At 64.8% G+C, this 23,258-nt stretch carries 5 protein-coding genes; all 5 read right to left on the reverse strand.

Going from position 1 to position 23,258, the window contains the following annotated elements:
* Positions 1-7 precede the first annotated feature (7 nt).
* The 5 genes from CAF80_RS09355 to CAF80_RS09375 are packed head-to-tail and all read right to left on the reverse strand — an operon-like array spanning position 8 to position 23,099.
* Complete coding sequence (locus CAF80_RS09355; RefSeq protein ID WP_074690728.1) at positions 8-214, reverse strand: MbtH family NRPS accessory protein; 207 nt, start codon at positions 212-214, stop codon at positions 8-10.
* Positions 207-890, reverse strand: a complete 684-nt coding sequence (locus CAF80_RS09360; protein WP_081353136.1) for a hypothetical protein — start codon at positions 888-890, stop codon at positions 207-209. Before CAF80_RS09360 ends, CAF80_RS09355 begins: the two co-directional genes overlap by 8 nt.
* Positions 887-9,982, reverse strand: coding sequence for an amino acid adenylation domain-containing protein (locus tag CAF80_RS09365; RefSeq protein WP_371916407.1), 9,096 nt, complete (start codon positions 9,980-9,982; stop codon positions 887-889). The genes CAF80_RS09360 and CAF80_RS09365 overlap by 4 nt, the downstream gene beginning before the upstream one ends.
* Entirely contained in the window at positions 9,982-14,094 is a 4,113-nt protein-coding gene (locus CAF80_RS09370; protein WP_085667238.1) for a non-ribosomal peptide synthetase, read from the reverse strand. The genes CAF80_RS09365 and CAF80_RS09370 overlap by 1 nt, the downstream gene beginning before the upstream one ends.
* Positions 14,091-23,099, reverse strand: coding sequence for a non-ribosomal peptide synthetase (locus CAF80_RS09375; protein WP_085667239.1), 9,009 nt, complete (start codon positions 23,097-23,099; stop codon positions 14,091-14,093). The genes CAF80_RS09370 and CAF80_RS09375 overlap by 4 nt, the downstream gene beginning before the upstream one ends.
* Positions 23,100-23,258: the final 159 nt, after the last annotated feature.

Consider the following 23,258-nt stretch of genomic DNA (forward strand, 5'->3'; position numbering starts at 1 on the left):
ACCCTTTTTATTGGAACGACGCTGATGACTGCTCGCGCAGCGAACGCGGGCGCATGTCGATCCAGTGTTCGTTGATGTAATCCAGACAGATTTGGCGTTCGCCGCGCATCCCCGCCTCGCTCCAGCCGCTGGCCATCGGCTTGCCCGCCGGCCACAGGGAATACTGGCCCTGAGCGTTGATCACCACATCGAATTGCAGGTGTGCGTCATTCATGTCGTTCTCCTGTTGAACGGGATTGCAGCGTGGCCAGACTCCGGTCGAGCCCGGCGGCGAGATGGTTGAGTGCGGCCTGCCGCTGTTCGTCGCTCGAAGCGCAGGCCCCGACGTAAACCCGCACGGACGCCCCGCAGACCTGAGCGCAGGTGTCTGCATCGTCGTCCGCGAAAGCCCGGGCCGACACCTCGGCATTGGCGCTGGCATGAGCCTGGGCAAACGCGGTGGCGGCCGCCTCGGTATTGAGTTGCGCGTAGTACTCGGCGAACGCCTCGGCATCGCCGAAGTGCTCGGCAATCATGGCGATGTTGGCCGGTGCGAGGCCGTAGGCCAGCGCACTGGCGTGAGCCTTGGCATACGCCGCGTTATAGGCGTAGGCCTTGCGATACAGCGCCAGCAACACCGGTTTGAGCGTGGCCCGCCATTCGCCCTGACGCCCGAGCACGCCGAGCGCCGCCCGCTGATGCAGGCTTTGCAACGCGAGCAGCGCCTGCCGGTGTTCCGGCAAGGCTTCGCCGAGCATCGGCATGACCACGTCGGCCTGCCAGCGATGAAACAGCTGAAACGGCACCTGACCCTGCAGTTGCCTCAAGCGCAAGGCCGCGTTCGGCTCGGCTTCGCACAACACCTTGGTCAAGGCCAGCCACCATTGCGGCATCGAGATCGGTTCATTCATGGCGCCGGCTCATCCGTACCGATGACTTCGGCCATCAACCGCGCCCAGCGGCCCGCGACGATGCCGTAGTGATCGGTGTCGAGGGTTTGCCAACTGCGCAACTGCGGCAGCAAGGCCTGCCAGTTGCGTTGCAGGTCATCCGGATTCCAGGCATTGCCCAGCCCGTAAGGATTGGCGTGCCCGGCGATGAACAACCGCACCGCTGTGGTCGCCAGCTCTGGCGGTCGGAAGACGACCATGCTGGCCATGTTATTGCGGCAGCACACGGTCAGCCGTTGCAGATACGCCTGACGTTCCTCGGCCATGCCCTGCCCTTCGACCTCCGGCCAGCGCTGGGCGAACTCGCGCTGGAACACCTGCTCGATGGTCTGCTCGTCGATGCCGGCCAGTTGCGCCCCGGCATCCGGCGCGGGTGGGTCGATCAGGTACAACAATGGCTGCCTGAAGCCGTCGACCTGGGCCTGTTGACACAGCGCCTGCGCCACCCATGCGCCGAACGACCAACCGGCCAGACGCCAGGTGCAGCCGTGCGGAAGATGGACCTTGATCGCCGCCAGATACCAGCGTGCACGCTCCTCCACGCTGATGTTCGGCAACTGCGGCAGGCGCAGCGCCGGGTCGGCGATCACGCAAACGCCCAGCTCCGCCGGCAGCGCCGAGACCAGTTCCCGATAGGCCTGAACATCGCCACCCACCGGGTGGATCAGGTACAGCCAATCACGGCCGGCACCGGCATGCCACTGATCGATCCGCACCGCGTCGTGCCAGCCGTGCGGTGCAGCAGGGGGCGCCTCTTCAACCGTGGCGGTCGAGACCAGCCCCAGCACCTCGCTCAGGCTGACCTTGTGGCTGAATTGCGACAGCTGGAATACCTCACCCGTGGCCGCTTGCAGCTCGTCGATCAGGTCGAGCAGCGTCAGCGAATCCGCGCCCAGGTCGTACAACGAATCGTCATCTTCCAGCTCGGCCACACCGAGCCACTTGCACAGGCACTCACGCAGGCGCGCCGACAGATCCACGCCCTTCGGCGCCTCGACCGCTGCGGCCACGGCACCGTGGCGAACCGGATAAAACCGCCGCGCCGTGTCGATGCCGGTGGTGGAGATCAGCAACTGAGGCAACTGCGTCGCCATCGCCAGATCGAACACCCGACAGCCCTCTTCCGCCGACAGGCCAACCGTCAGATGCTCCAGATGCGCGGCGTCTCCACCGTTGCTGGTGGTGGCCATGCCGATGTCGCGCCAGATGTCCCAGTTGATCCCCAGTCGCAAGCAAGTGTCGGCGGGGTTCGGGCAATAGTGAGTGAAGCCGTCAAGTACCCCGCTGGCCGCCGCGTAGTCCAGATGCCCCGCGCCGCCGAACAGTGCCGACATTGACGAGCAATACAGGACAAAACCCGGTGTCAGGTGTTCGATCAACGCCTCGACCGCCAGCATGCCGCGAGTCTTGGCGGCCATGGCCTCGGCCATTTGTCGGGCATTGCGGAGGCGAATCAGACTGCCCGCACCGACGCCCGCCGCATGAATCACCCCGCTCAGACGACCGTAACGAACGGCCAGTTGATCGAGTACCTGCGGCCAGCGCGGCAGGTCGGCGATGTCCGCTTTGATGCAGTCGATCCGCGAAGCGTAAGCCGTCAGAGACGCAGGCAGTTGCCCCTGACGCGAGAGCAGCACCACTCGGCGTGCAGGCGCCTGCAGCAGGTGTTCGCACAAGGTCCGGCCGATGCCGCCGCTGCCGCCCAGCACGAGAAACGTGCCGTCTTCCGGCAGAAGCCCTGATGTCGTTGCTGGGCCGGTCAATGGCTGAGGCAGCAAGCGTGGCTGCCACAGGTAACCATCGCGCACCGCCATTCGCCGAGGCAATGAAACCGGATCGGCAAGCAACGCTGCCAACTCGCCGGCCTGCGTTTCGAGGCGTGACGAAGGCCAGTCCAGCCAGTGGCAACGCACCGGGTATTCCTGCGGCACCACTTCAGTGATGCCGGCCAGCGCTGCCAGTTCGGGGCGCTGAACCTCGCCGTCCACCGGGCATGCCTGCCATGACATCAACCACAACCGCAGCCGTGTCGTGCGCGGTGTTTGCCCCCAGACCTGCATCAGCGCACTGACCGTGTCCAGACAGGCCCACTGCGCCAGATCCAGCGATTGCTCGTTGACCGCGCCCGACACCGCCAGCGGCAAGGCATGCAGCCAGTCGAGTTCGCCGAGTTCAGGTTCTGCGACCTCGGCGAGCACGCGGTTCAGGGCTTCGATGTCCAGCGGATCAAGCTCGAAACGGTCCGCGCTCAAGCGCTTGAAGCCATTGCCGGTGCGCACTTGAATCACGCGCCGATAGACAGTGTTCAGGCTCGCCAGCAAGGTCGATTCGGGCGCGTCATGGCTACACAGGATCAGCACCTCACGGGATCGGGTCGTGGCTGTCGCGCTCAATCGCCGGGTGCGCACCCACTGGCGCTGGTGGAACCAGTCCGCCAGCGGTTGCCGCGCCAGGGCTGGCGCTTCAGGTTCAGCAGCTACAGGCGTCTGGAAACGATACGACTGAAGATCGAACGATGACGGCGGCAAATCCCAGGGCGGCGGTGCCGAGCGCTGCGGCCACTGGATATTCGCGCCTTCGTACCAGGCGTCCAGCAGCTCCTGCGGCGATTGATCACGGGCGATCACCTGCGCGCTTGAGAGCGTGATTTCCTTGATCGCTGTCGGCTGCAATGGAATGGCCTCACCCGTCCCACAAACCATTGCGAAGCGCCAGCGCAACTGCCGGCGACCTGACTGCAAGTGCCGCAGCAACGCAGTCTGCTGTTCCGGGTTCGCATGCAGGTATTCACGAATCACCGCGATATCGCGCAGCAACTCCGCCCGGCTGTGAGCCGAAATCATCAGCAACGGTGACGTTTCCTCCCGCCCTTCCTGCGCCGTGGGCGCAGCACCAACGATGACATGCGCGTTGGTCCCGCCAATCCCGAAACTGCTGACACCGGCCAGTCGCCGCCGCCCTTGCGGCCATGGCCGAGACGTGGTCGGCACATAGAACGGCGAATGTTCCAGGTCGATCTGCGGGTTAATCCGGCCAAAACCAAGGTTCGGCGGCAGCACGCCATGGAACACCGCGAGACTGGCGCGAATCAGCCCGACCACCCCCGCCGCCGCGCCCAAATGACCGATCTGGCTTTTCACCGAGGCCAGCGCGCAATGACCGACCGGCGCATCGCCGAAAGCCTTGGTCAACGCCGCGACTTCGATCGGATCGCCCAGCAAGGTGCCGGTGCCGTGGGCCTCGATGTAGCCGATGTCGGCACCGGTCAATCCGGCCCGGTTCAAGGCATCGCGGATGACCGCGCTCTGCCCCGCCACCGACGGCGCGGTGTAACTCATCTTGGCCCGGCCATCGTTGTTCAACGCCGAGCCTTCGACCAACGCATAGATCCGGTCACCATCGGCCCGCGCCTTGGCCAGCGGTTTGAGCACCACCACGCCGTAGCCACTGGCGCCGAGGGTGCCGCTGGCGTCATCGCTGAATGGACGGCACAGACCGTCGGCGGAAAAGATGTGCTGCGAGCGATGCCGATAGCCCTCGGTCAGGGTCGGATCGATCAGCACCCCGGCCGCGAGCATCACGTCGCTGTCGCCCTGGCGCAGCATCGAACTGGCCAGGTGCACGGCGATCAGCGAACTGCCACACGCAGCCTGCACGCTCAGGGCCGGGCCGTTGAGGTCCAGGTGATACGCGGCTTTGGTCGCCAGAAAATCCTTGTCGTGGTGCAGCGCCAGTTGAAAACCGTCCGGCAGATCGTCGTCGGCGGTTTCGCGCAGCATCTGCTGGAAGTACGTGGTTTCGCCGCAACTGGCGATCAGACCGATGCGCGGACCATCCGCCGACGGGACGATGGCCGCGTGTTGCAGGGCCTGCACGCAGGCCATCAGCAGATGCCGCTGTTGCGGGTCCATCAGCCGTGCTTCCTGACGGCTGATGCCGAAGTACTCGGGATCGAAATCGAGCATGCCCGCCAGTTGGCTGCGGGCACCGACCAGGCCTTCTTCGGCAGCAAAGTGCTCGATGCCCAGCTCATTGCCTTGCACCATGGCCCAGAATTCGGACAGATTCTGCGCCCCGGCCACATTGACCGCCATGCCGATGATCGCCATCGGCTGATGGCCTGCATCGGTCTGCCGTATACGCTCCGCCGCTGCCACCGGCGCCGTCGACAGGTGCGCAGCCAGACGCCGCACCGTGACGTGTTCGAACAGATCGGCCATCGTCACCTTGTGCGGCAGTTCTTCGGCGTAACGGCCATGCAAACGCATGAGGCCGAGGCTGGTGGCGCCGGCCTCGAAGAAGGTCTGTTCCGGCTCGATGTCACGGCCGATCACAGCCTGGAACAACTCGCTGAGTTGCCGTTCCAGTGCACTCAGTTGAACAACCGGTTGTGGCGTGCTGCGCCGCTCCATCGCCTCGCCCAGATTCGGCAAGGCCTTACGGTCGATCTTGCCGCTGGGGGTGCGTGGCCAGAGGTCGATCCGCCGGTATTCATCGATTCGCACATGGGCCGGCAGCCACCGTGCAACCTGACGATCCAGCTCGCCGGATGTCGCAGGTTGACCATCGAGTTGCAGCCAGGCAATCAGCCGTGGCGGATCGGCCTGCACCGCGACCACCGCGTTGACCACTTCCGGCATCTGCATCAGCGCCGCCTCGATCTGCCCCAGTTCCAGACGATGGCCGCTGAGTTTGATCTGCTGATCGTCACGCCCCAGGTAATGCAGGCAGCCCCGGGCATCGGCCCACGCCAGATCGCCGGTGCGGTAGTACAAACAGCCGTCTGCCAGCTCGACAAACCGTGCGGCGTTCAGGGCAGGATCGGCCAGATAACAGCGGGCAACCATCGGCCCGGCCACCAACAGATAGCCGCGACTGCCGATCGGCACCGGGCGGTCGTGCTCATCCACCAGCAGCAACCGCGCATTGCCGACGGCATGGCCGATCGGCGCGCGCAATGGCCAGTCCCGCGCCACGGGCGGCAGGCGCAAGGCGCTGACCACGTGGGTTTCGGTCGGGCCATAGTGGTTGAACAGCGAGGCGTGCGGCATGCCGTCGAACCAGTTGCGCAGCGCATCGGTGCAGAGCAATTGCTCGCCGGCCGTGATCACCTCGCGCAACGCCGACGGGTAAATGCCCCGAGTCATGGCGGTTTGCGCCAGATGCTGCAAGGCCACGTAAGGCAGAAACAGGCGCTCGATTCGCGCCTCGACCATGTAATCCAGCAACGCCTCGGCATCCTGACGCCAGCGCGGCGTGATCAGGTGATAACAACCGCCGCCGCACAGGGTGCTGAAAATCTCCTGGAACGACACATCGAACGACAGCATCGAGAACTGCAGCGTTACCGCTTTCGCCGGCAACTGCCCCTCGGTGCGCTGCCATTGCAGCAGGTTGCACAGGGTGCGTTCCGACACTTGCACGCCTTTCGGTGTGCCGGTCGATCCGGAGGTGAACAGCGTGTACAGCGGCCGTTCGCCGGCGTGGCGTGGACGCTTGAATGTTCCGGCATCGGCGCGCAGATCAACCCGATGGGTGGCGAATCGTCCGGCGTTCAGGTCATCCAGTGCAGCCTTGGTCGCGTCGCTGAACAGCACACAAAGCGGCTGCGCCTGCTCCAGCACCTGACGCTGGATCGCCACCGGGTAAGCAGGGTCCAGCGGCACGGCGGTCAGGTTGAGTTTGGCCAGCGCCAGCAAGGCGACAATGTGCTCCACCGAGGCATCGAGGAACAGCACGACATGCAACGGCGCGTTCCCGGCCGGCAACGGATGGCGCTCGATCAGGTTTGCCGCCAGAGCATCGGCCAGCGCATTCAGCTCGCTGTAGTTGAGGCGCTGCTGGCCTTGAACCAGCGCGACCGCCTCCGGCATGCAAAGCACTTGATGCTCGAACCCGTCCGCCAGTGTGTTGAACGGCAGCGCAATCTGCGGACCTTCGCTGGCGGGTGGCAGGCTGCGTCGATACGGGCCGAGCAAATCGTTGAAGTTGGCCGCCGGGTTTTCCAGCAACAGATCCAGACCCCGGCGGAACAGCGCGTTCACTGCCTGCATCTGTTCGGCATCGAAATAGCTGCACTGATATTCCCACCAGCATTCCAGTTGCGAACCGCTGCCCACCATCAACAACGTCAACGGGCACTTGGCATGTAACTGCTCGTTGAATGCCAGCGTGGCGTGCAGGTTCGAGTCGGCCAGTGCGGCGTAGTCAGTGTTTTCCAGCACGAACATGAAGTCGAACAACGAGGGGCTCGACGACAGCCGCAGGTCTTCCACCAGATCCGCCAGCGCCACGTCCTGCAACGCCAGCACTTCACGCACGGTGGCGGTCTGTTTGCGTAACTGCTCGCTCAGGGGCAATGCGTTTTCAACGGCGGTGGGGATCAGCACGGTGTTGGCAAACATGCCGACGGTGTCTTCGAACTCCGCCAGTGGCCGGTTGGCCACCGGGCTGGCGATCCGTGGCCGCTCGCACCCGGTCAGGGCGTACAGGCTCCAAGCGAAGACGCTGAACAGCACTTCGAAACGGGTCAGCCGTTGTTGGGTGCAAAAGCGCTCGAGGGCGGCGCTGCGCAGGGTGCCCAAGGGTTCCCGGTGCAACCGGGCGTCGGGGCTGATTTCGCGCATTGGCATCAATGCAGGCGACGGTTCTTCCTGACGGCGATGCAATTCGGCGAGGGCGCGGCGCTGGTCGCGATAATGCGGATCGACGCTCCACTGGCGCTGCCACTGGCCAAACTCCAGCGTCGTCAGTCGTGCGGCCGGTTGCAGACTATCGCGGCCTTGCAGGGCATCAGCGTAAAGCTGCGTCAGGTCATCGAACAACAGGTTCACCGACCAGCCATCGACGATGATGTGATGCAGGTTCAGCAACAGCCGGCAGCTGCCATCGGCGAACGGCAACAGCCAGGCCTGAAACAGCTTCGGGGTGGTCAGATCGAACGGCGCGGCGAACACCAGCTCGGCGAAGGCCTGCCAGTTGTTCTCGGTGAAATGCCCGACCGCGAAGGTGCGGCAGGTCGAGCCCTGCTCGGCGATTACCTGATCCAGTCCGTCGGCACCCGCCGCGAATGCCGTGCGCAACCCCGCATGACGCTGCACCAGACGCCCCAAAGCCTCGGCCAGTGCCGCAATTTCTACACCTGCCGCCAGATGCAGAATCAGCGGCACGCTGTAGGCGGTCGAGGTCGGCGAGCGTTGTTGCAACAGCCACAGCCGGCGCTGTTCGGCGGTGGCCGGCAGGCGTTTGGCGCTGCTGATCGGAGGCGCGGGTGGGTAAATCGACTCGCCGTTCGTTTCACCGCTCAGTTGTGCGGCCAATGACGAGAAAGGCTCGTTGAGCAACGTATCGATGGCGATCTCGCGCTGCCAGCGGACACGGATCGCCGAACGCAGGCGCAGCGCCTTGAGCGAATCGCCGCCACTGCCCAGCCAGTCGTCCTGCGCGCTCAGAGCCGGTTGGCCGAGCAGCGAGCGGGCCTGACTCAGCAACCAGTCCAGGGCCGGTGAAGCGTTTTCGTTATCCGTAGCCGCCAGGACTGGATGCCACGGACTCAACCCTTGGGCCAGCAAGCCATCACGATCGATCTTGCCATTGGCCGTCAGCGGCAGGCGCTCCAGCAGGAACAGCTGATGCGGCCGCATATACGGCGCCAGTTGTGCCCGCAGATGGTTTTCGAATTCCTGATAGTCCAGATCCCCGCGCGGCACGATGAACGCCAGCAACTGATGATCTTCAGCCGCCTGACGCCGGGTGCAGACGTACACCTGCGCCACGCCCGGATGCTCCAGGATCCGTTGCTCCACCTCCCCCGGTTCGATCCGGAAGCCGCGAATCTTCACCTGCCGGTCGACCCGCCCCAGGTACTCGATCAAGCCCTCGGCATTGCGCCGCACCAGATCGCCGGTGCGGTAATGCACCTGCGCGCCACCGTCGAGGTCGGGCAAACGGACGAACTGGCGAGCAGTTTCTTCGCGCCGGTTGCGGTAGCCACGGGCGACACCGCTGCCACTCAAATACAGCTCGCCGACCTCGCCCGCCGGCACCGGGCGTTGCTGCTCATCCAGCACCTGCACGCCGGTATCCGGCAACGGTCGGCCAATGGGCGCCGAGTCACCGGCAAAATCGCGGCTGATCGGCCAGCACAGGGCAAACGTGGTGCATTCGGTGGGGCCGTAGACGTTGAAGATCCGGCAACGGCTCTCAGGATTGGCCCGATACCAGCCGCGCACGGCGGCAGCGCTGATCTGCTCACCGCCGATCAGTACCTGACGCATGCTGGAAAAGCACGACGGCCACTCGGCAATCAACGTGTTGAACAGCGACACGGTCATGAACAGATTGTCGACCTGGGTGCGCTCCAGCACCTCGGCCAGTCGACGCGCATCCAGCACGTCCTCGTCGGCGATCATCACGCAGCAGCCGCCGTTGAGCAGCGGCGCCCACAGTTCGAAACTGCACGCATCGAACGCAGGGTTGGACAGGCAGGCAAACCGGTCCGTCGGGCGGATCTCGATATAGCCGTCGCTGTGCGCCAGCCGCAGCAGGCCGCGTTCGCCAACCTCGACCGCTTTTGGCGTGCCGGTGGTGCCCGAGGTGTAGAACAGGAACATCACCTCGGCAAAGTCTTCGGCCAGTGTTTGCGGCGGAGCGTCCGGCTGATCGAGCAAGGCCTCGACGCTGGTTTGCCACAGTGACGGCGACCACAGCGGTTCTTCGTCCAGGGTAATCAGGCCGACACACGCCGCATCCGCCAGCATCAGTTCCCGGCGTTTGCGTGGGCTGGCGCGATCCAGCGGCACCACCACCGCGCCGACTTTCAGGGCGCCGAGAATCGCCGCCAACCATTGCCAGCAACGCGGCATGCACAACGCCAGCGACTGGCCGGGTTCGACACCGCGCGCCAGCAATCCTCGGGCGATACGTTCGCTCGCGCTGGCCAGTTCCGCGTAAGTCAGCGTGACCGACTGATCAATCACCGCCGGCGCTTGCGGATTACGCCGCACTTGCTCGGCGAAACGCACTAGCAACGGCATGTCTTTGGACGCACTCATCATTTCGCCTCCTGCGCGTCGAAGCGTTGCAGCTCCTGACGGATGATTTGCGAGACCCGGTGGATTTCCGCGCTTTCAAGCATGTCCCAGTGCCCGCCGCTGACCAGTTTCGCCAGATAACCGCTGCTCGCGCGGCGACGCCAGAAGCCGCGCAGTTCATGCAACTGATGGCGGCTGAAATCTTCCCGCGCCTGGATCAGCACCACGCGGCCGGCGCGCGGCGCGCACTCATAGGCGGCCATGGCCAGGCGGTTATGGTTGTAGATGTTGAAGTAGCGCTCGACCTGCGCGTCTTCGATGCCGGGGTACATGCCGTTGAAACGCACCAGTTTGTCGCGAAACTCGGCCATGTCCACGGTGCCGATCTGCTCGCGGAAACCGGGGTCGTCACTGCCCTGGGTGTCGAGCAGCACCACCGTCACCTGACGATGCCCCGCCGCCGTCAACCGCCGCGCCATTTCATAGGCCACCAGGCCGCCGAACGACAGCCCGGTGAGGATCAGCGGTTGCTCCGTCAGCGGTTCGATCTGGCGCAAGTAAGCCTCTGCCATCGCTTCGACCGTCGGCTCGGTGCTCTCCCCCGGATTCAGTCCCGGCGATTGCACCCCGTACACGCCGGTTTCATCCGGCAGCACCTTGGCCAGCGACAGGTAACAGAACGCCGTACCGCCCGCCGGGTGAATGCACACCACGTTGTGCTGGCCGCTGCCGCGACGGAATTCGATCAGGTTGCTCTGGGCCAACGCCGGGTTGGCCCCGACCCGCAGCCAGCCGCCCAGCGCCTCGATGGTCGGGTAGCTGAGCACCACGCGCACCGGCACTTCGACCGCGAACTGCTGGCTGATTTCATGAGCCATCTTGATCGCGGCGATCGAGGTGCCGCCGACGTTGAAGAAGTTGTCACGAATGCCGATCTGCGGCGCCAGCAACAGGCTTTTCCAGATCTGGTACAGCGCCAGTTCGATGTGATCGCGCGGGCTGCTCAGGTTGACCTGACGGTTGACCATCTCTTCATCCGCCATTGCCGTCAGCGCGGCGCGATCGACTTTGCCATTGGCGGTCAGCGGCAGCGCGTCGAGCCACAGATAGCTGCCGGGGATCACCGCTCTGGGCAGTATCGTCGCCAGATGGACGTGCACCGCTGCTTCGTCCACGGTCTCGGCCACCACGCAGCAGGCCACCAGTCGCTGGTCCTGCGCCGCTTCGCCGACCATCAGCACCACGGCGCTGCGGATGCCGGGAAACGCTTCGAGCCGGGCTTCGATCTCGCCCAGCTCCAGGCGCACGCCGCGCAACTTGACCTGAAAGTCGTTGCGACCCAGAAATTCCAGCTGACCGTCCGGGCGATAACGCGCCAGATCGCCGCTGCGATAGAGCCGATCCCCCACGACGAAAGGATTGTCGATAAAGCGCTCGGCACTGAGCTGCGCCAGCCCCAGATAACCCCGGGCCACGCCAACGCCGCCAATGTGCAGATGCCCGGTCACGCCCACCGGCACCGGCTGGTCGCGGTCATCAAGAACATAAAAGCGGTTGTTGGCAATCGGCCGGCCGATCGGCAGTTGCCGGGCCGGCACCTCGGCGCCGGGCTCCAGGGTCCAGATGCTATTGATCACCGTGGTTTCGGTCGGACCGTAGACGTTGTGCAGCCGCGCATGGGGCAGACGTTCCTGAAAGCGCCGCGCCAGGGCTGGCGGCAGTTCACCGCCGCCGCTGAACACATCGGTCAGCGACACACACTGGCTGACCTCGTCGACTTCCAGAAACAGCTGCAACATCGCCGGCACGAACACCAGCGCCGTGACCTTCCGTTCGCGCACCTCGCGCGCCAGATAGGCTGGTTCGTAATGCCCGCCGGGTCGCGCAATAACCAATCGCCCGCCGGTTGCCAACGGCCAGAAGGTCTCCCAGGCCGAAGCATCGAAACCGAACGGGATCTTGTGCAGCATCGCCCCTGCTTCGCCGCAGACCTGCAAACACCACAGCAGCAGATTGCTCAAGCCACGGTGGGCGACCATCGCGCCCTTGGGCAACCCGGTGGTGCCGGAGGTGTAGATCACGTAGGCGAGATGGTCCGGGGTGACGCCGACATGGCGCGGATCAAGATTGTCCGCCGGCAACGACGCCCAGCTCGCGGCATCTTGTTCGAGGTCGAGGATCGGCGCTTCCCAGGTCGAGCCTTGCACGGCTTGGCGCAAAATCCCGTGCGCCGAACCAAGGGTCAGCAGCACCGCCGGCGTGCTGTCGCCGAGCATATGACTCAGACGACCCAACGGATAATCCGGATCCAGCGGCACGTAAGCGCCACCGGCCTTGAGCACCGCCAGCAGCGCCACCGGCAACTCCAGCGAACGCTCGATGCACACCGCCACGCGCACATCAGGGCCGACGCCCAAGGTGCGCAAGTGCCGCGCCAGCCGATTGGCCCGGGCATTGAGTTCGGCGTAGCTCAGGGATTCGCCCTCGAAGACCACTGCGCAGGCCTGAGGGTTGCTCGCGGCCTGCGCTTCAACCAGTTGATGCACGCAGGGCGCCGTTTGCGTGAGTGGCGCGGCGCGGTTGAAGTCCACCAGCACCTGCTGACGCTCCGCTTCGTTCATCAATGGCAAGGCATTGATCGGTTGCTTGGCGTCGGCGGCGATCTGTTCGAGCAGATGTCGGTAGTGCCCGCTCAGGCGTTGGATGGTCGCGATGTCGTAGAGGTCGGTGTTGTATTCCACCAGCAAGTCCAGCCGCCCTGCCCGCTCGACCCATTCGAACGCCAGATCGAACTTGGCCGTGGCGCTGCTGGTGCCGTACGGCGCGAGTTCCAGGCCGGGCATCTGCACCGCGTTGCCCGGTGTGTTCTGCAACACCAGCATCACCTGGAACAACGGCGAATGACCGGGATCGCGCGGCGGGTTGACGGCTTCGACCACGCGGTCGAACGGCACGTCCTGATGGGCGTGGACGTCGAGCATCTGGCCACGCACCTCGCGCAGCAGTTCGGCGAAGGTCTGCTGTGGATTCAGGCGCTGACGCAGCACCAGCGTGTTGACGAAATGGCCGATCAGCGGCTCGACTTCCGGGCGATTGCGGTTGGCGAACGGTGTGCCGATGCACAGATCCTGCTGACCGCTGTGGCGCCACAGCAGCACCGCCAATGCGCCCAGCAGCACGTTGAACAGCGTGCCCTGAGTCTGCCGGGCCAGCGCCGTGAGTTCGCGCAAGGTGCCGCCATCGACGGAGGAACTGAACGTGGCCCCGACATAGCGCTGCACCAACGGGCGCGGCCGGTCGGCGGGCAACGTCGATACCAGCGGCGCGTCGTCCAGGGTGCGCCGCCAGTAATCGAGCTGTGCGTCCAGCGCGGCGCCGCCCACTCGCTGTTGCTGCCAGCAGGCGTAGTCGGCGTATTGCACCGGCAACGGCGCAAGCGTCGGGGTTTCACCACGCAGATAATCGCCGTACAGCGTGGCGACTTCGTGCAGGATCACGCCCATCGACCAGCCGTCGGCGATGATGTGATGCACGCTGTACAGCCACAGGTATTCATCGTCGGCCACGCGCAGTAACGACGCCCGCAGCAACGGCCCGCTGGCCAGATCGAATGGCGCCCGGGCGTCCTGCTCGACGGCGGATCGCACGTGCTGCTCGCGCTCTTCGGCAGGCAATTGGCGCAGATCCGTCACCGACAACGACAGCGGCATCGACGGATGCACCACCTGACGCGGTTCGCCGTCGACGCTGCGAAACGTCGTGCGCAGGATTTCGTGGCGGGCCACCAGTTGGTTGAGCGCCCGCTCCAGCTGCGCGACGTCCAACTGCCCTTTCAGCGTTACCGCCGTCGGCACGTTGTAGAACGGGTTGCCGGGTTCCAGTTGATCGAGAAACCACAGTTGCCGCTGCGAGAAGGACAACGGCCAGGACGTGTGCGTGCCGGATCGGCGGGGAATCGCCGCGTCATCGTGCCCGCCGAGCAAGGCGATCAGTTCCTGTTTGTGACGTTTGAGCGCCAGGGTCAGTTCTTCGGTGAGAAAACCGCGCGGCGCCTTGCAGCGCAGCCTGTCACCGTCCACTTCGAGCACCACACCATGGCGAGCGAACAACGCCAGCAATTGATCGGCATTCATACTTCGAACTCCTCCATGTCTTCATCGTCCAGGCTGGCGGTCACAGGCTCGCTGGCAAACACCTCGACTGGCGCGCGGTGTTGTTCATCGGCCGTGCGCAGGCCGCCGATCATCGAGTAGATCAATTCATGGCTCGGCCCGAGATCGAACAGCGTCGTCAGTTGCTGCTCCTCGACCGAGCCGATACCGCAAAGGCCCAGACCGTGCTCGACGGCAGTCATGCTCAGCAACTGGGCCATGGCGCCGCTTTCGATGTGGCAGAAGTCGCGGCTGCGCTCGCCATACAGCGGGCGAATCGCCGCCATGTCGGCGATGAAAAACAGCGAGAACGCGGCGTTCTCATACACCGGACGGTTGACGAAATAGTCGTAGGTGTCCGGGTCGAGCGCTCCGCTCTGGAGCGCCAGCAGACGATGCTGGCGGGGATCGTAGTAATACGCGCCACCGGGCACGCCAAGCACGCGATCCGGCTTGACGTAGAGGTACGCCTGAATCGGGTACAGCCCGCCCGCCGACGGGAACTGGTATTTCACCTCGCCGTCGAGTTGCCCCTGGGCCAGTGCCGCCAACACATGGGCAAAGGCCTGGGTGGCGATCGGTTGAAGATCGTATTGACGCACCGAGCGGTAATCGCTCAAACGCCGGGCGAAGGCCGGGTCTTGCGGCAGATCCAGTGCCACTGCCGGCAAGGCTTGAGCGAAGTCGCGGCGTCCACGCTGTTCGGCCTTGAACTGCGCCCGCTGCTGGGGATCTTCGATGATGTCCTGCACGGGCTCCGAGGCCTGCTGCACGTTGCCGAGCAGATCCTGCCGCGCCCGGTTCTGGCGGTACATGCCAAGCAGATGCAGCAGCGTCGGTTGGGCCAGCAATTGCGCCACGTGCGGGCGGAACTGCAAGGCGCCGGACAAGGCGTTGCTGATCCTGACGATATCGATCGACGTTGCGCCGAGGTTCAGCAGATTGGCGTTGGCGGCAATGGAATCGCGCTTGAGCACGTCCTGCACGATTTCCACCAGCCGTTGCTCCTGCGGGCCCTCGACTTCGAGCGCCGGCCCTTGTTCCTCGATCTGCTCCGGTTCCGGCAGGCGTTTCTTGTCGACCTTGCCGTTGGACGACAACGGCCAGGCTTCAACAAAGGTGAACGACGGCGGAATCATGTAGGCCGGCAGCTTGTCGCTCAGGTACGCGCTGAAATCGCTGGCCTGCAACGCCGGATCGGCCTTGAGCACGTAACCCGCCAGACGCTTCTCGCCCAGCGTGCTGCCGAGAATCCGCACCACCGCGCTCTGCACGCCGGGATGGCGATTGAGCGCGGCTTCGATCTCGCCCAGCTCGATGCGATAGCCCTGGACCTTGACCTGATTGTCTTCGCGACCGAGGAATTCGATGTTGCCGTCCGGCAGCAAGCGTCCCAGGTCGCCCGTGCGATACAGCCGTTCGCCGGTCAGTGGATGATCGAAGAAACTGCCCGCGCTGAGTTTTTCATCGCGCCAGTAACCTTTGGCCAGACCGATGCCGCCGATGTACAGCTGACCCGCGACCCAAGTTGGGCGAACCTGCAATGCTTCGTCCAGCACGTAGAAACGCTGATGATCGAGGGCCTTGCCGTAGGGGATGCTGCGCCAAGTCGGGTCGACGTGCTTCACCGGATAATAGATCGACCAGATCGACGCTTCGGTGGCGCCGCCCAGGCTGATCAACTGCAACTCCGGCTGCAAAGCCCAGGCCCGCGCGGGCAAGGTAAGGGGAATCCAGTCACCGGACAGCATCGCCACCCGCAGGCTGGCGGGCAACGTGCCGCCCTCGCCCTCTACGTACTCGACCAGCATGCCGAGCAGCGCCGGCACCGAGTTCCACAGGCTGACCCGATGACGTTCGATCAACGCCAGCCAGTGCACCGGATCGAGTGACAGTTGCGGTTCGAGGATGACCACCGCCGCGCCCACGGCGAGGGTGCCGAAGAAGTCATAGACCGACAGGTCGAAGCTCAGCGACGAGATCGCCAATACGCGGTCAGTCGGGCCGACGGCAAAGCGCCGGTTGATGTCGAGCAAGGTGTTGACCGCGCCGCGATGGTCGATCACCACGCCTTTCGGCTGACCGGTGGAGCCGGAGGTGTAGATCACGTAGGCGAGGTCGCTTTCGTTCACCTGCACCGGTTGCAGTGGCAGTTCATCGTTCGAGATTTCATCGGCCACCGCGATGGCCGTCACCTGCGCCGGCCATTCGATTTTGTCGAGCAGCGCCGGTTGGGTCAGGGCCAGACTCGCCTCCGCCCGTTCCAGAATATGCCGCAGCCGTTCCGCCGGCTGAGTCGGTTCGATCGGCAGGTAAGCGCCGCCGGCATACAGAATCGCCAGCGTTGCGACCACTTGCTCCCAACCGCGCTCCATCACCACCGCCACCAAGCGGTTCGGCAGGACACCCTGCGCTTGCAGTCGGGCGCCGAGTTGCCGGGCCTCAAAGCGAAGCTGGGCGTACGTCAGTTGCCGCGTACCGATCACCGCCAGGGCATCCGGTGTGGCGCGGGCCTGACGTTCGAACAGTTCGTGCATCAATGGCAGCGTTTGCTGACGGTCGACCGGTGCCGGCAAGCGTGCCTGCGGCAGCAGTTGTGGCGTATTCGCGCCCCAGGCTGCCGGCTCGCAAAGGCTGTCGAGCAGGGTGTTATAGGCGACGAACATCTGCTCGATCATGCCTTGCGGGAACAGTTCGTCGATGCTGTCCCAGTTGAACAGCAGCCGCCCTTCCAGCTCCAGCAACGTGTGGTCGAGCCACACTTGCGGGGTCTGGGTGATGCTGTGCATGTGCCGCGCGTTCAACGCGTCGGCGAGGTTGAATTCGGCCAGTTCCGGCGCCGCTTCCGAGAGCGTGCTGTTGAACACGATCGGCATCGCCGTCTGCTGCACGCCCCGGGCCTGGGACAATTCGCGCAGTACCCGCACGCCGCTGACCACCGAATGGTCGATGTCGCGCCACAGTTGCGCCTGCACCGCGCGGGCCTTGTCGGTGAAGCTCTGCGAACCGTCGATACCGACTTCCAGCAGCACCAGCGAGGTGAAGTCGCCAATGATTTCGTCGACATCGCTGTGCAGCGGCATGCGGTTGAACAGCGGCAGGCTCAGGGTGAAACGTGGGGTGCGGCTCCACAGCGCCAGCACTTCGCTGAACGCGGTCAGCAGCATCACCGATGGCGTCACGGCAAACTGTTTGGCCACGGCTTTGAGCTGCGTCCACTGCGCCGCCGACATGTCGCGGTCGCGGCGGGTGAAGTGCGGGTTGGCGATGCTTTCCGGCTGGCGTACCAGCGGCAGGTCCGGCGCCGGGGCCAACGTGGTCACCCGCTCACGCCAGTAGCCCAGCGCCTGCTCGTAGCGGCGGCCATTACGCAGCTGCTGTTCGGCCAGCACATAGTCGCGGAAGGTCAGGCCCGGTTCCGCCAGCTCCAGGTTCGGATCGACGTAGAACGCCATGAGTTCGCGGGCGAGAATCTGCGTGCTCGCGGCGTCGACGATCAGCGCGTCGAGGCTGATGTGCAAATGGGTGATGCCGTCATCGAGTAACGACAGGCTGAACTCGAACAGCGGCCAGCGACTGGCGTCCAGCACCTGATGGGACTGACGTTCGCGGGTCGCTTCCAGCGTGCGCTGCGCCACATCGGCGGGCAACCCGCGCAGATCGCTGCGCGGCATGCGATAGGTCGGCACCTGCGCCAGCACCTGTTGCGTGCCGTCGCTGAGGAACACCACGCGCAGCATGTCGTGGCGCAGGATCATGCGGTTCAAGGCTTGTTCGAAACGCTCGGCGTCGAACTCGGGAATGCGCAGTTCTTCGTAACCGTGGGCACTGACGCCGCCGAGGCTGACCGTGGCCTCACGACCGAACCAGTAGGCTTGCTGGATATCGGTCAGAGGGAATGGTTCATGCCGATTACTGCGATCCGGCTCGATCTGGAGGAATGCCGGTTCAACGCTTTGCTCTTCACGCGACACCTGCGCCGCCAGATCCAGCAACACCGGGGTCTGGAACAGACTGCTCAGGGACAGTTGCGCGCCCATGCGCTGGTTGATCGCGTAGATCATCCGCGTCGCCAGCAGCGAGTGGCCGCCGAGGTCGAAGAAGTTGTCGTGGATCCCGACCCGCTCGCACTTGAGCACTTCGGCCCAGATCTCGGCCATTTGCCGTTCGGTGTCATTGCGCGGCGCCTCGTAGGTCGCCCCGGCGCTGCGTTCCGGTGCCGGCAGCGCCTGGCGGTCGAGCTTGCCGTTGCGGGTCAGCGGCAATTGCGACAGGCGAACCCAGGCACTCGGGATCATGTGTTCGGGCAACTGGCGTTGCAGTTCGGCACGCAGGCATTCAGGGGTCGCGGTGCCGACCACATAGGCCACCAGACGCTTGTCCCCGACCACGTCTTCGCGCAGCAACACGGCGGCTTCCTGCACACCGGGTTGTTGATGCAACAGGCTGTCGATCTCGCCGAGTTCGATGCGGAAGCCGCGCAATTTCACCTGTTGGTCGATGCGTCCCAGGTACTGCACGTTGCCATCGGCCTGGAATTTCGCGAGGTCGCCGCTGCGGTACATCCGTGCGCCCGGCTCGGCGCTGAACGGATCCGGCAGGAAACGTTCGGCGGTCAGGTCCGGACGGTTCAGATACCCTCGGGCCAGGCAGGCGCCAGCGATGTACAACTCGCCCGCCACACCGACCGGGACCGGATTCAAGTGCTCGTCCAGCACGTACAGCCGCGCGTTGGCGATGGGACGGCCAATGGGCGGCGCGTCCGGCCAGAACTCGGCCTCGTTGCAGTCAAGGCTGAACTGGCTGACCACATGGGTTTCGGTCGGCCCGTACTGGTTGTGCAACTGCGCGCCACCGAGCCCACGGACAAAACCGCGCAGCTCGTCGTTGATTTGCAGGGCTTCACCGGCGGTGATGATTTCGCACCCACCAAGCGGCATCGGTGCATCGGCCTCGGTCAGGCCGGCGAGTTGCTGCAACACGGCGAACGGCAGGAACGCCCGCTGCACGCCTTCGGCCACCAGAGTCGGGCGCAGCGCGGCGAGGTCCTTGCGGCTGTCTTCGGTCATCAGCAACAGGCTGCCGCCCTGACACAGCGTGCTGCAGATTTCCTGGAAGGAGACGTCGAAGTTCAGCGAGGCGAATTGCAGGACGCGCTGCGGTGCCGTGGCTTGATCGAGCTGCCAGCCAATCAGGTTGTCCAGCGCACGACGGCTGTGGGCCACGCCTTTCGGGCGTCCGGTGGAGCCGGAGGTGTAGAGCACGTAGCCGAGGTTTTCCGGGCTCACCGTGACTTGCGGATCATCCGTCGGGTGTTGTGCCCATTGCGCTGCGTCTGTGTCCAGGCAGCAGACTTTCGCCTCGTTGGCCGGCAGCCCGGTCATCAGGCTCGACTGGGTCAGCAGCAGGGTCGGCGCCGCATCGCTGAACATGAATGCCAGACGCTCGCTCGGGTAAGCCGGGTCAAACGGCACGTACGCCGCACCGGCCTTGAGGATCGCCAGCAGGCCGATGACCATGTGCGGCGAGCGTTCCAGGCACAGGCCGACGCGATGTTCGGGGCCGACACCTTGTTCGATCAGGTAATGCGCTAGGCGGTTGGCCGCGCGATTCAGTTCGCCGTAACTCATTTGCTCACGGTCGGCGAGCAGCGCCACGGCGTCGGGCGCCTGCCGGGCAAGGGTTTCAAAACGCGCCACGCAACCGGGCAACGACACGGTATCCCACGCGGTGCGGTTCCAGTCATGAACGATTTGCTGGTGCTGCTCGGCGTTCAGCAGCTTGATCGCGGCCAGCGACTGCTCGCTGTCCTCGACCATCTGCGTCAGCACCCGGCGCAGATACTCGCCGAACTGCTCGACGGTGCCGCGCTCGAACAGGCCCGAGGCATATTCCAGACCGCCGACGATCTGCCCGTCGCGCTCATGGAGCGCCAGTTGCAGATCGAACTTGGCCACGTGATGGCTGCTCTCGACCGGCGTAACGTCGAGCCCGGTCAGCAGCAGGTCGGAATCCTGATCCTGTTCCCAGGCAAACAGCACCTGGAACAGCGGACTGTGGGCCAGACTGCGCGGCGGGTTGAGCAATTCCACCACTTGCTCGAACGGCAGATCCTGATGTTCCTGAGCCTCCAGCGCCACTCGCCGTGCCTGTTGCAGCCATTGCGCCACCGACGGCGTACCCGATTGGGTCATGCGCAGCGCGAGGGTGTTGACGAAGAAACCGATCAGCCCTTCCAGTTCCTGCTGCGGACGGTTGGCCGATGGTACGCCGATCACCACATCGCCCTGCCCCGACAGGCGCAACAGCAGCAGCGAAAAACCGGCCAGCAGATTCATGAACAGCGTGGTGCCTTGCTGCATGCCCAATGCTTTCAGGCGTGCGGTCAGGGCGGCATCGAAGACCAGCGGAACAAAGCCGCCGAGGTAATCCTGCACGGGCGGGCGCTTGTGATCGGTCGGCAACTCCAGCAGCACCGGCGCGCCGCTGAGGGTTTCGCGCCAGTAGCGGCTTTGCTGCTCCAGCACGTCGCCGGACAGCCATTGCTTTTGCCACACCGCGTAATCCACGTACTGCACCGGCAAGGGCGGCAGCGGATCGTCGCGATCCTGCAACGCCGCTGCGTACAGCTGACCGAGCTCGCGGGTGAGCACACCCATCGACCAGCCGTCAGAAATGATGTGATGCTGGGTCAGCAGCAACACATGGTCATCCGCCGCCAGCCGCAGCAGGCTGACCCGCATCAGCGGGCCCCGGCTCAGGTCGAAGGGTCTGGCGCCTTCCTCGTCGATCAAGCGGCTCAGGCGTTCTTGCGCATCGAGCCCCTGCACGTCAGTCACCGTCAGCCGGACACTGTGCGCAGGCGGCGCAACCCATTGCCGCCCTTCCCCTTCAACGGCGATGAACGTCGTGCGTAACGCCGCATGGCGCGCCACCAGTTGATTGAAGCTGCGTTCCAGTGCCGGCACGTTCAGCGAACCGCGCAAACGCAGGTTCAGCGGCATGTGATACGCCGCATTGCCCCCCTCCATCTGTGCCAGAAACCACAGGCGCTGCTGAGCAGACGACAACGTTTGCGCGCCCGTGCGTTCAAGGGCTGTGATGGCCGGGCGAGCCGCGGCCTGACTGGCTTGCAGCCGTTCGGCGAACGCCGCCAGAACCGGTGCGGCAAACAGCGTCGAAGGCGCCACTTCCAGCCCCAGCGCATGACGAACCTGCGCCAGCACGCGCATCACCAGCAGCGAGTGACCACCGAGGGCGAAGAACTGATCCTGACGCCCCACCCGCTCGACGCCGAGCACGTCGGCCCAGATTGCGGCGAGCGCGGTTTCCAGCGGGCCTTGTGGTGCCTGGTACTCCTGCTGATCGAACGCCTCAACGTCCGGCGCCGGCAGATTTGGCCGATCGACCTTGCCGTTGGCGGTCAGCGGCAGTGCATCGAGACGCACGAAGGCGGTTGGCACCATGTAGTCCGGCAGGCTGATTTGCAGTTGTTCGCGCAGTGAGCGCGGGCTCAGCGTTGAGTCTGGTTTTTCGCAGTAGTAGGCGACCAATCGCGGTTCACCGGGACTGTCCTGGCGCAGCAACACCACGCATTCGCGCACGCCCGGAATGTCCGCCAACCGGGTTTCGATTTCCCCCAGTTCCAGACGCAGGCCGCGCAATTTGGCCTGGGAATCGTTGCGGCCGAGGAATTCCAGTTGGCCGTCGGCCCGGTAACGCGCCAGATCGCCGGTGCGATACAGACGCTCGCCCGCCACGAACGGGCTGTCGATGAAACGCTCGGCGGTCAGTTGCGGCAGGTTCAAATAACCGCGCGCCACGCCGACGCCACCGATGTACAGCTCGCCCGCGACACCCTCGGCAACCGGTGCGCCGTCAACGTCGAGCAGGTAAATCCGGGTGTTGGGCAGTGCCCGGCCGATGGGCAGCACTGGGTCGATCTGGCTGTTTTCGGTGAGCTCGAAACAGGTGCTGTCGATGCTCGCTTCAGTCACGCCGTAGGCCTGGACGATCTGCACGCGATCACCGCACAGCCTGCGCAATTGCCGCGCGCTGTGGGCGGTCCAGATGTCGGAGCCGCAGACCACGGTGCGCAGGAACGACAGGTCGTGGCCGGTCTCTTCGACCCACGCCAACAGTGGATTGAGCAGCGCCGGCACGAAGTCGGCAAAGCCAATCTGCGACTCGCGCATCAGCCGATACAGAGCCGGCGGATCCATCAGAGTGTCCCGTGGGCAGAGCACCAGCGTGCCGCCAAAACCCAGCGCACGGATCAGGTCGGCGCTGAACACGTCGAAGGAAAAACCGGCCATTTGCAGGTGTTTGATCGGCTCGCCCAACTCATAGAGTTGCGCCCAGTCAGCGCTCACCGCAACCAGTCCGCGGTGCTCGACCATCACGCCTTTCGGGGTGCCGGTGGAGCCGGAGGTGTAGATCACGTAAGCCAGGTGCCGGGGTGTCAGGCCGATCGTGTGAGGATCGGGGTTGTCTGCCGGGAGCGAAGCCCAATCACTGGCGTCGGCCAGATCCAGCAGCGTCGGGGTGGTCGCCGACTGTTGGAGCGCCGCCCGCAAAACATCGCGCGCGTGGCCGTGGGTCAGTACCACCGGCGGTGCGCTGTCGGCCAGCATGTGCGCCAGCCGCGCCTGCGGATACGCCGGGTCCAGCGGCACATAGGCGCCGCCGGCCTTGAGCACCGCGAGTACGCCGACCAACATCTCCAGCGAACGCTCCAGACACAGTCCGACCGGCACGTCCGGCCCGACCCCGAGCTTGCGCAGGTGATGGGCCAACCGGTTGGCGCGGGTGTTCAGTTCACGATAACTGAGCGCCTCCTGCTGCCAGCGTACGGCGATGGCCTCGGGGTTGCGCCGCACCTGCGCTTCAAACAGGCCGTGCACGCACAGGTCTGCATCGAACGGTTTCAAGGAGCAAACGTCGGGCTGCGCGGGATTCGTCCCACGCAAGGAAGTGTTATCGAGCATCGGAGGCTACCGTCCATGACTACTTTATTTTTGTGATCAGGCCGGGACAAAAATGCCCCGCCAGTCAGGCCCCGGCATCAGATGCCGGCACGGTCATTCGAATTCAGGAGGATGGCGCGGCGCGCGCGTGCAGACTCGCGTTGAACGCGGGCACACGGA

Origin of the sequence: Pseudomonas sp. B34(2017) (genome assembly GCF_002112915.1) — a bacterium.
Taxonomy (GTDB): Bacteria; Pseudomonadota; Gammaproteobacteria; order Pseudomonadales; family Pseudomonadaceae; genus Aquipseudomonas; species Aquipseudomonas pharyngis.

Coding starts and splice junctions, on each gene's coding strand:
- CAF80_RS09375 (WP_085667239.1), bottom strand. CDS start 23,099: ATGCTCGATAACACTTCCTTGCGTGGGACGAATCCCGCGCAGCCCGAC.
- CAF80_RS09365 (WP_371916407.1), bottom strand. CDS start 9,982: ATGAGTGCGTCCAAAGACATGCCGTTGCTAGTGCGTTTCGCCGAGCAA.
- CAF80_RS09370 (WP_085667238.1), bottom strand. CDS start 14,094: ATGAATGCCGATCAATTGCTGGCGTTGTTCGCTCGCCATGGTGTGGTG.
- CAF80_RS09355 (WP_074690728.1), bottom strand. CDS start 214: ATGAATGACGCACACCTGCAATTCGATGTGGTGATCAACGCTCAGGGC.
- CAF80_RS09360 (WP_081353136.1), bottom strand. CDS start 890: ATGAATGAACCGATCTCGATGCCGCAATGGTGGCTGGCCTTGACCAAG.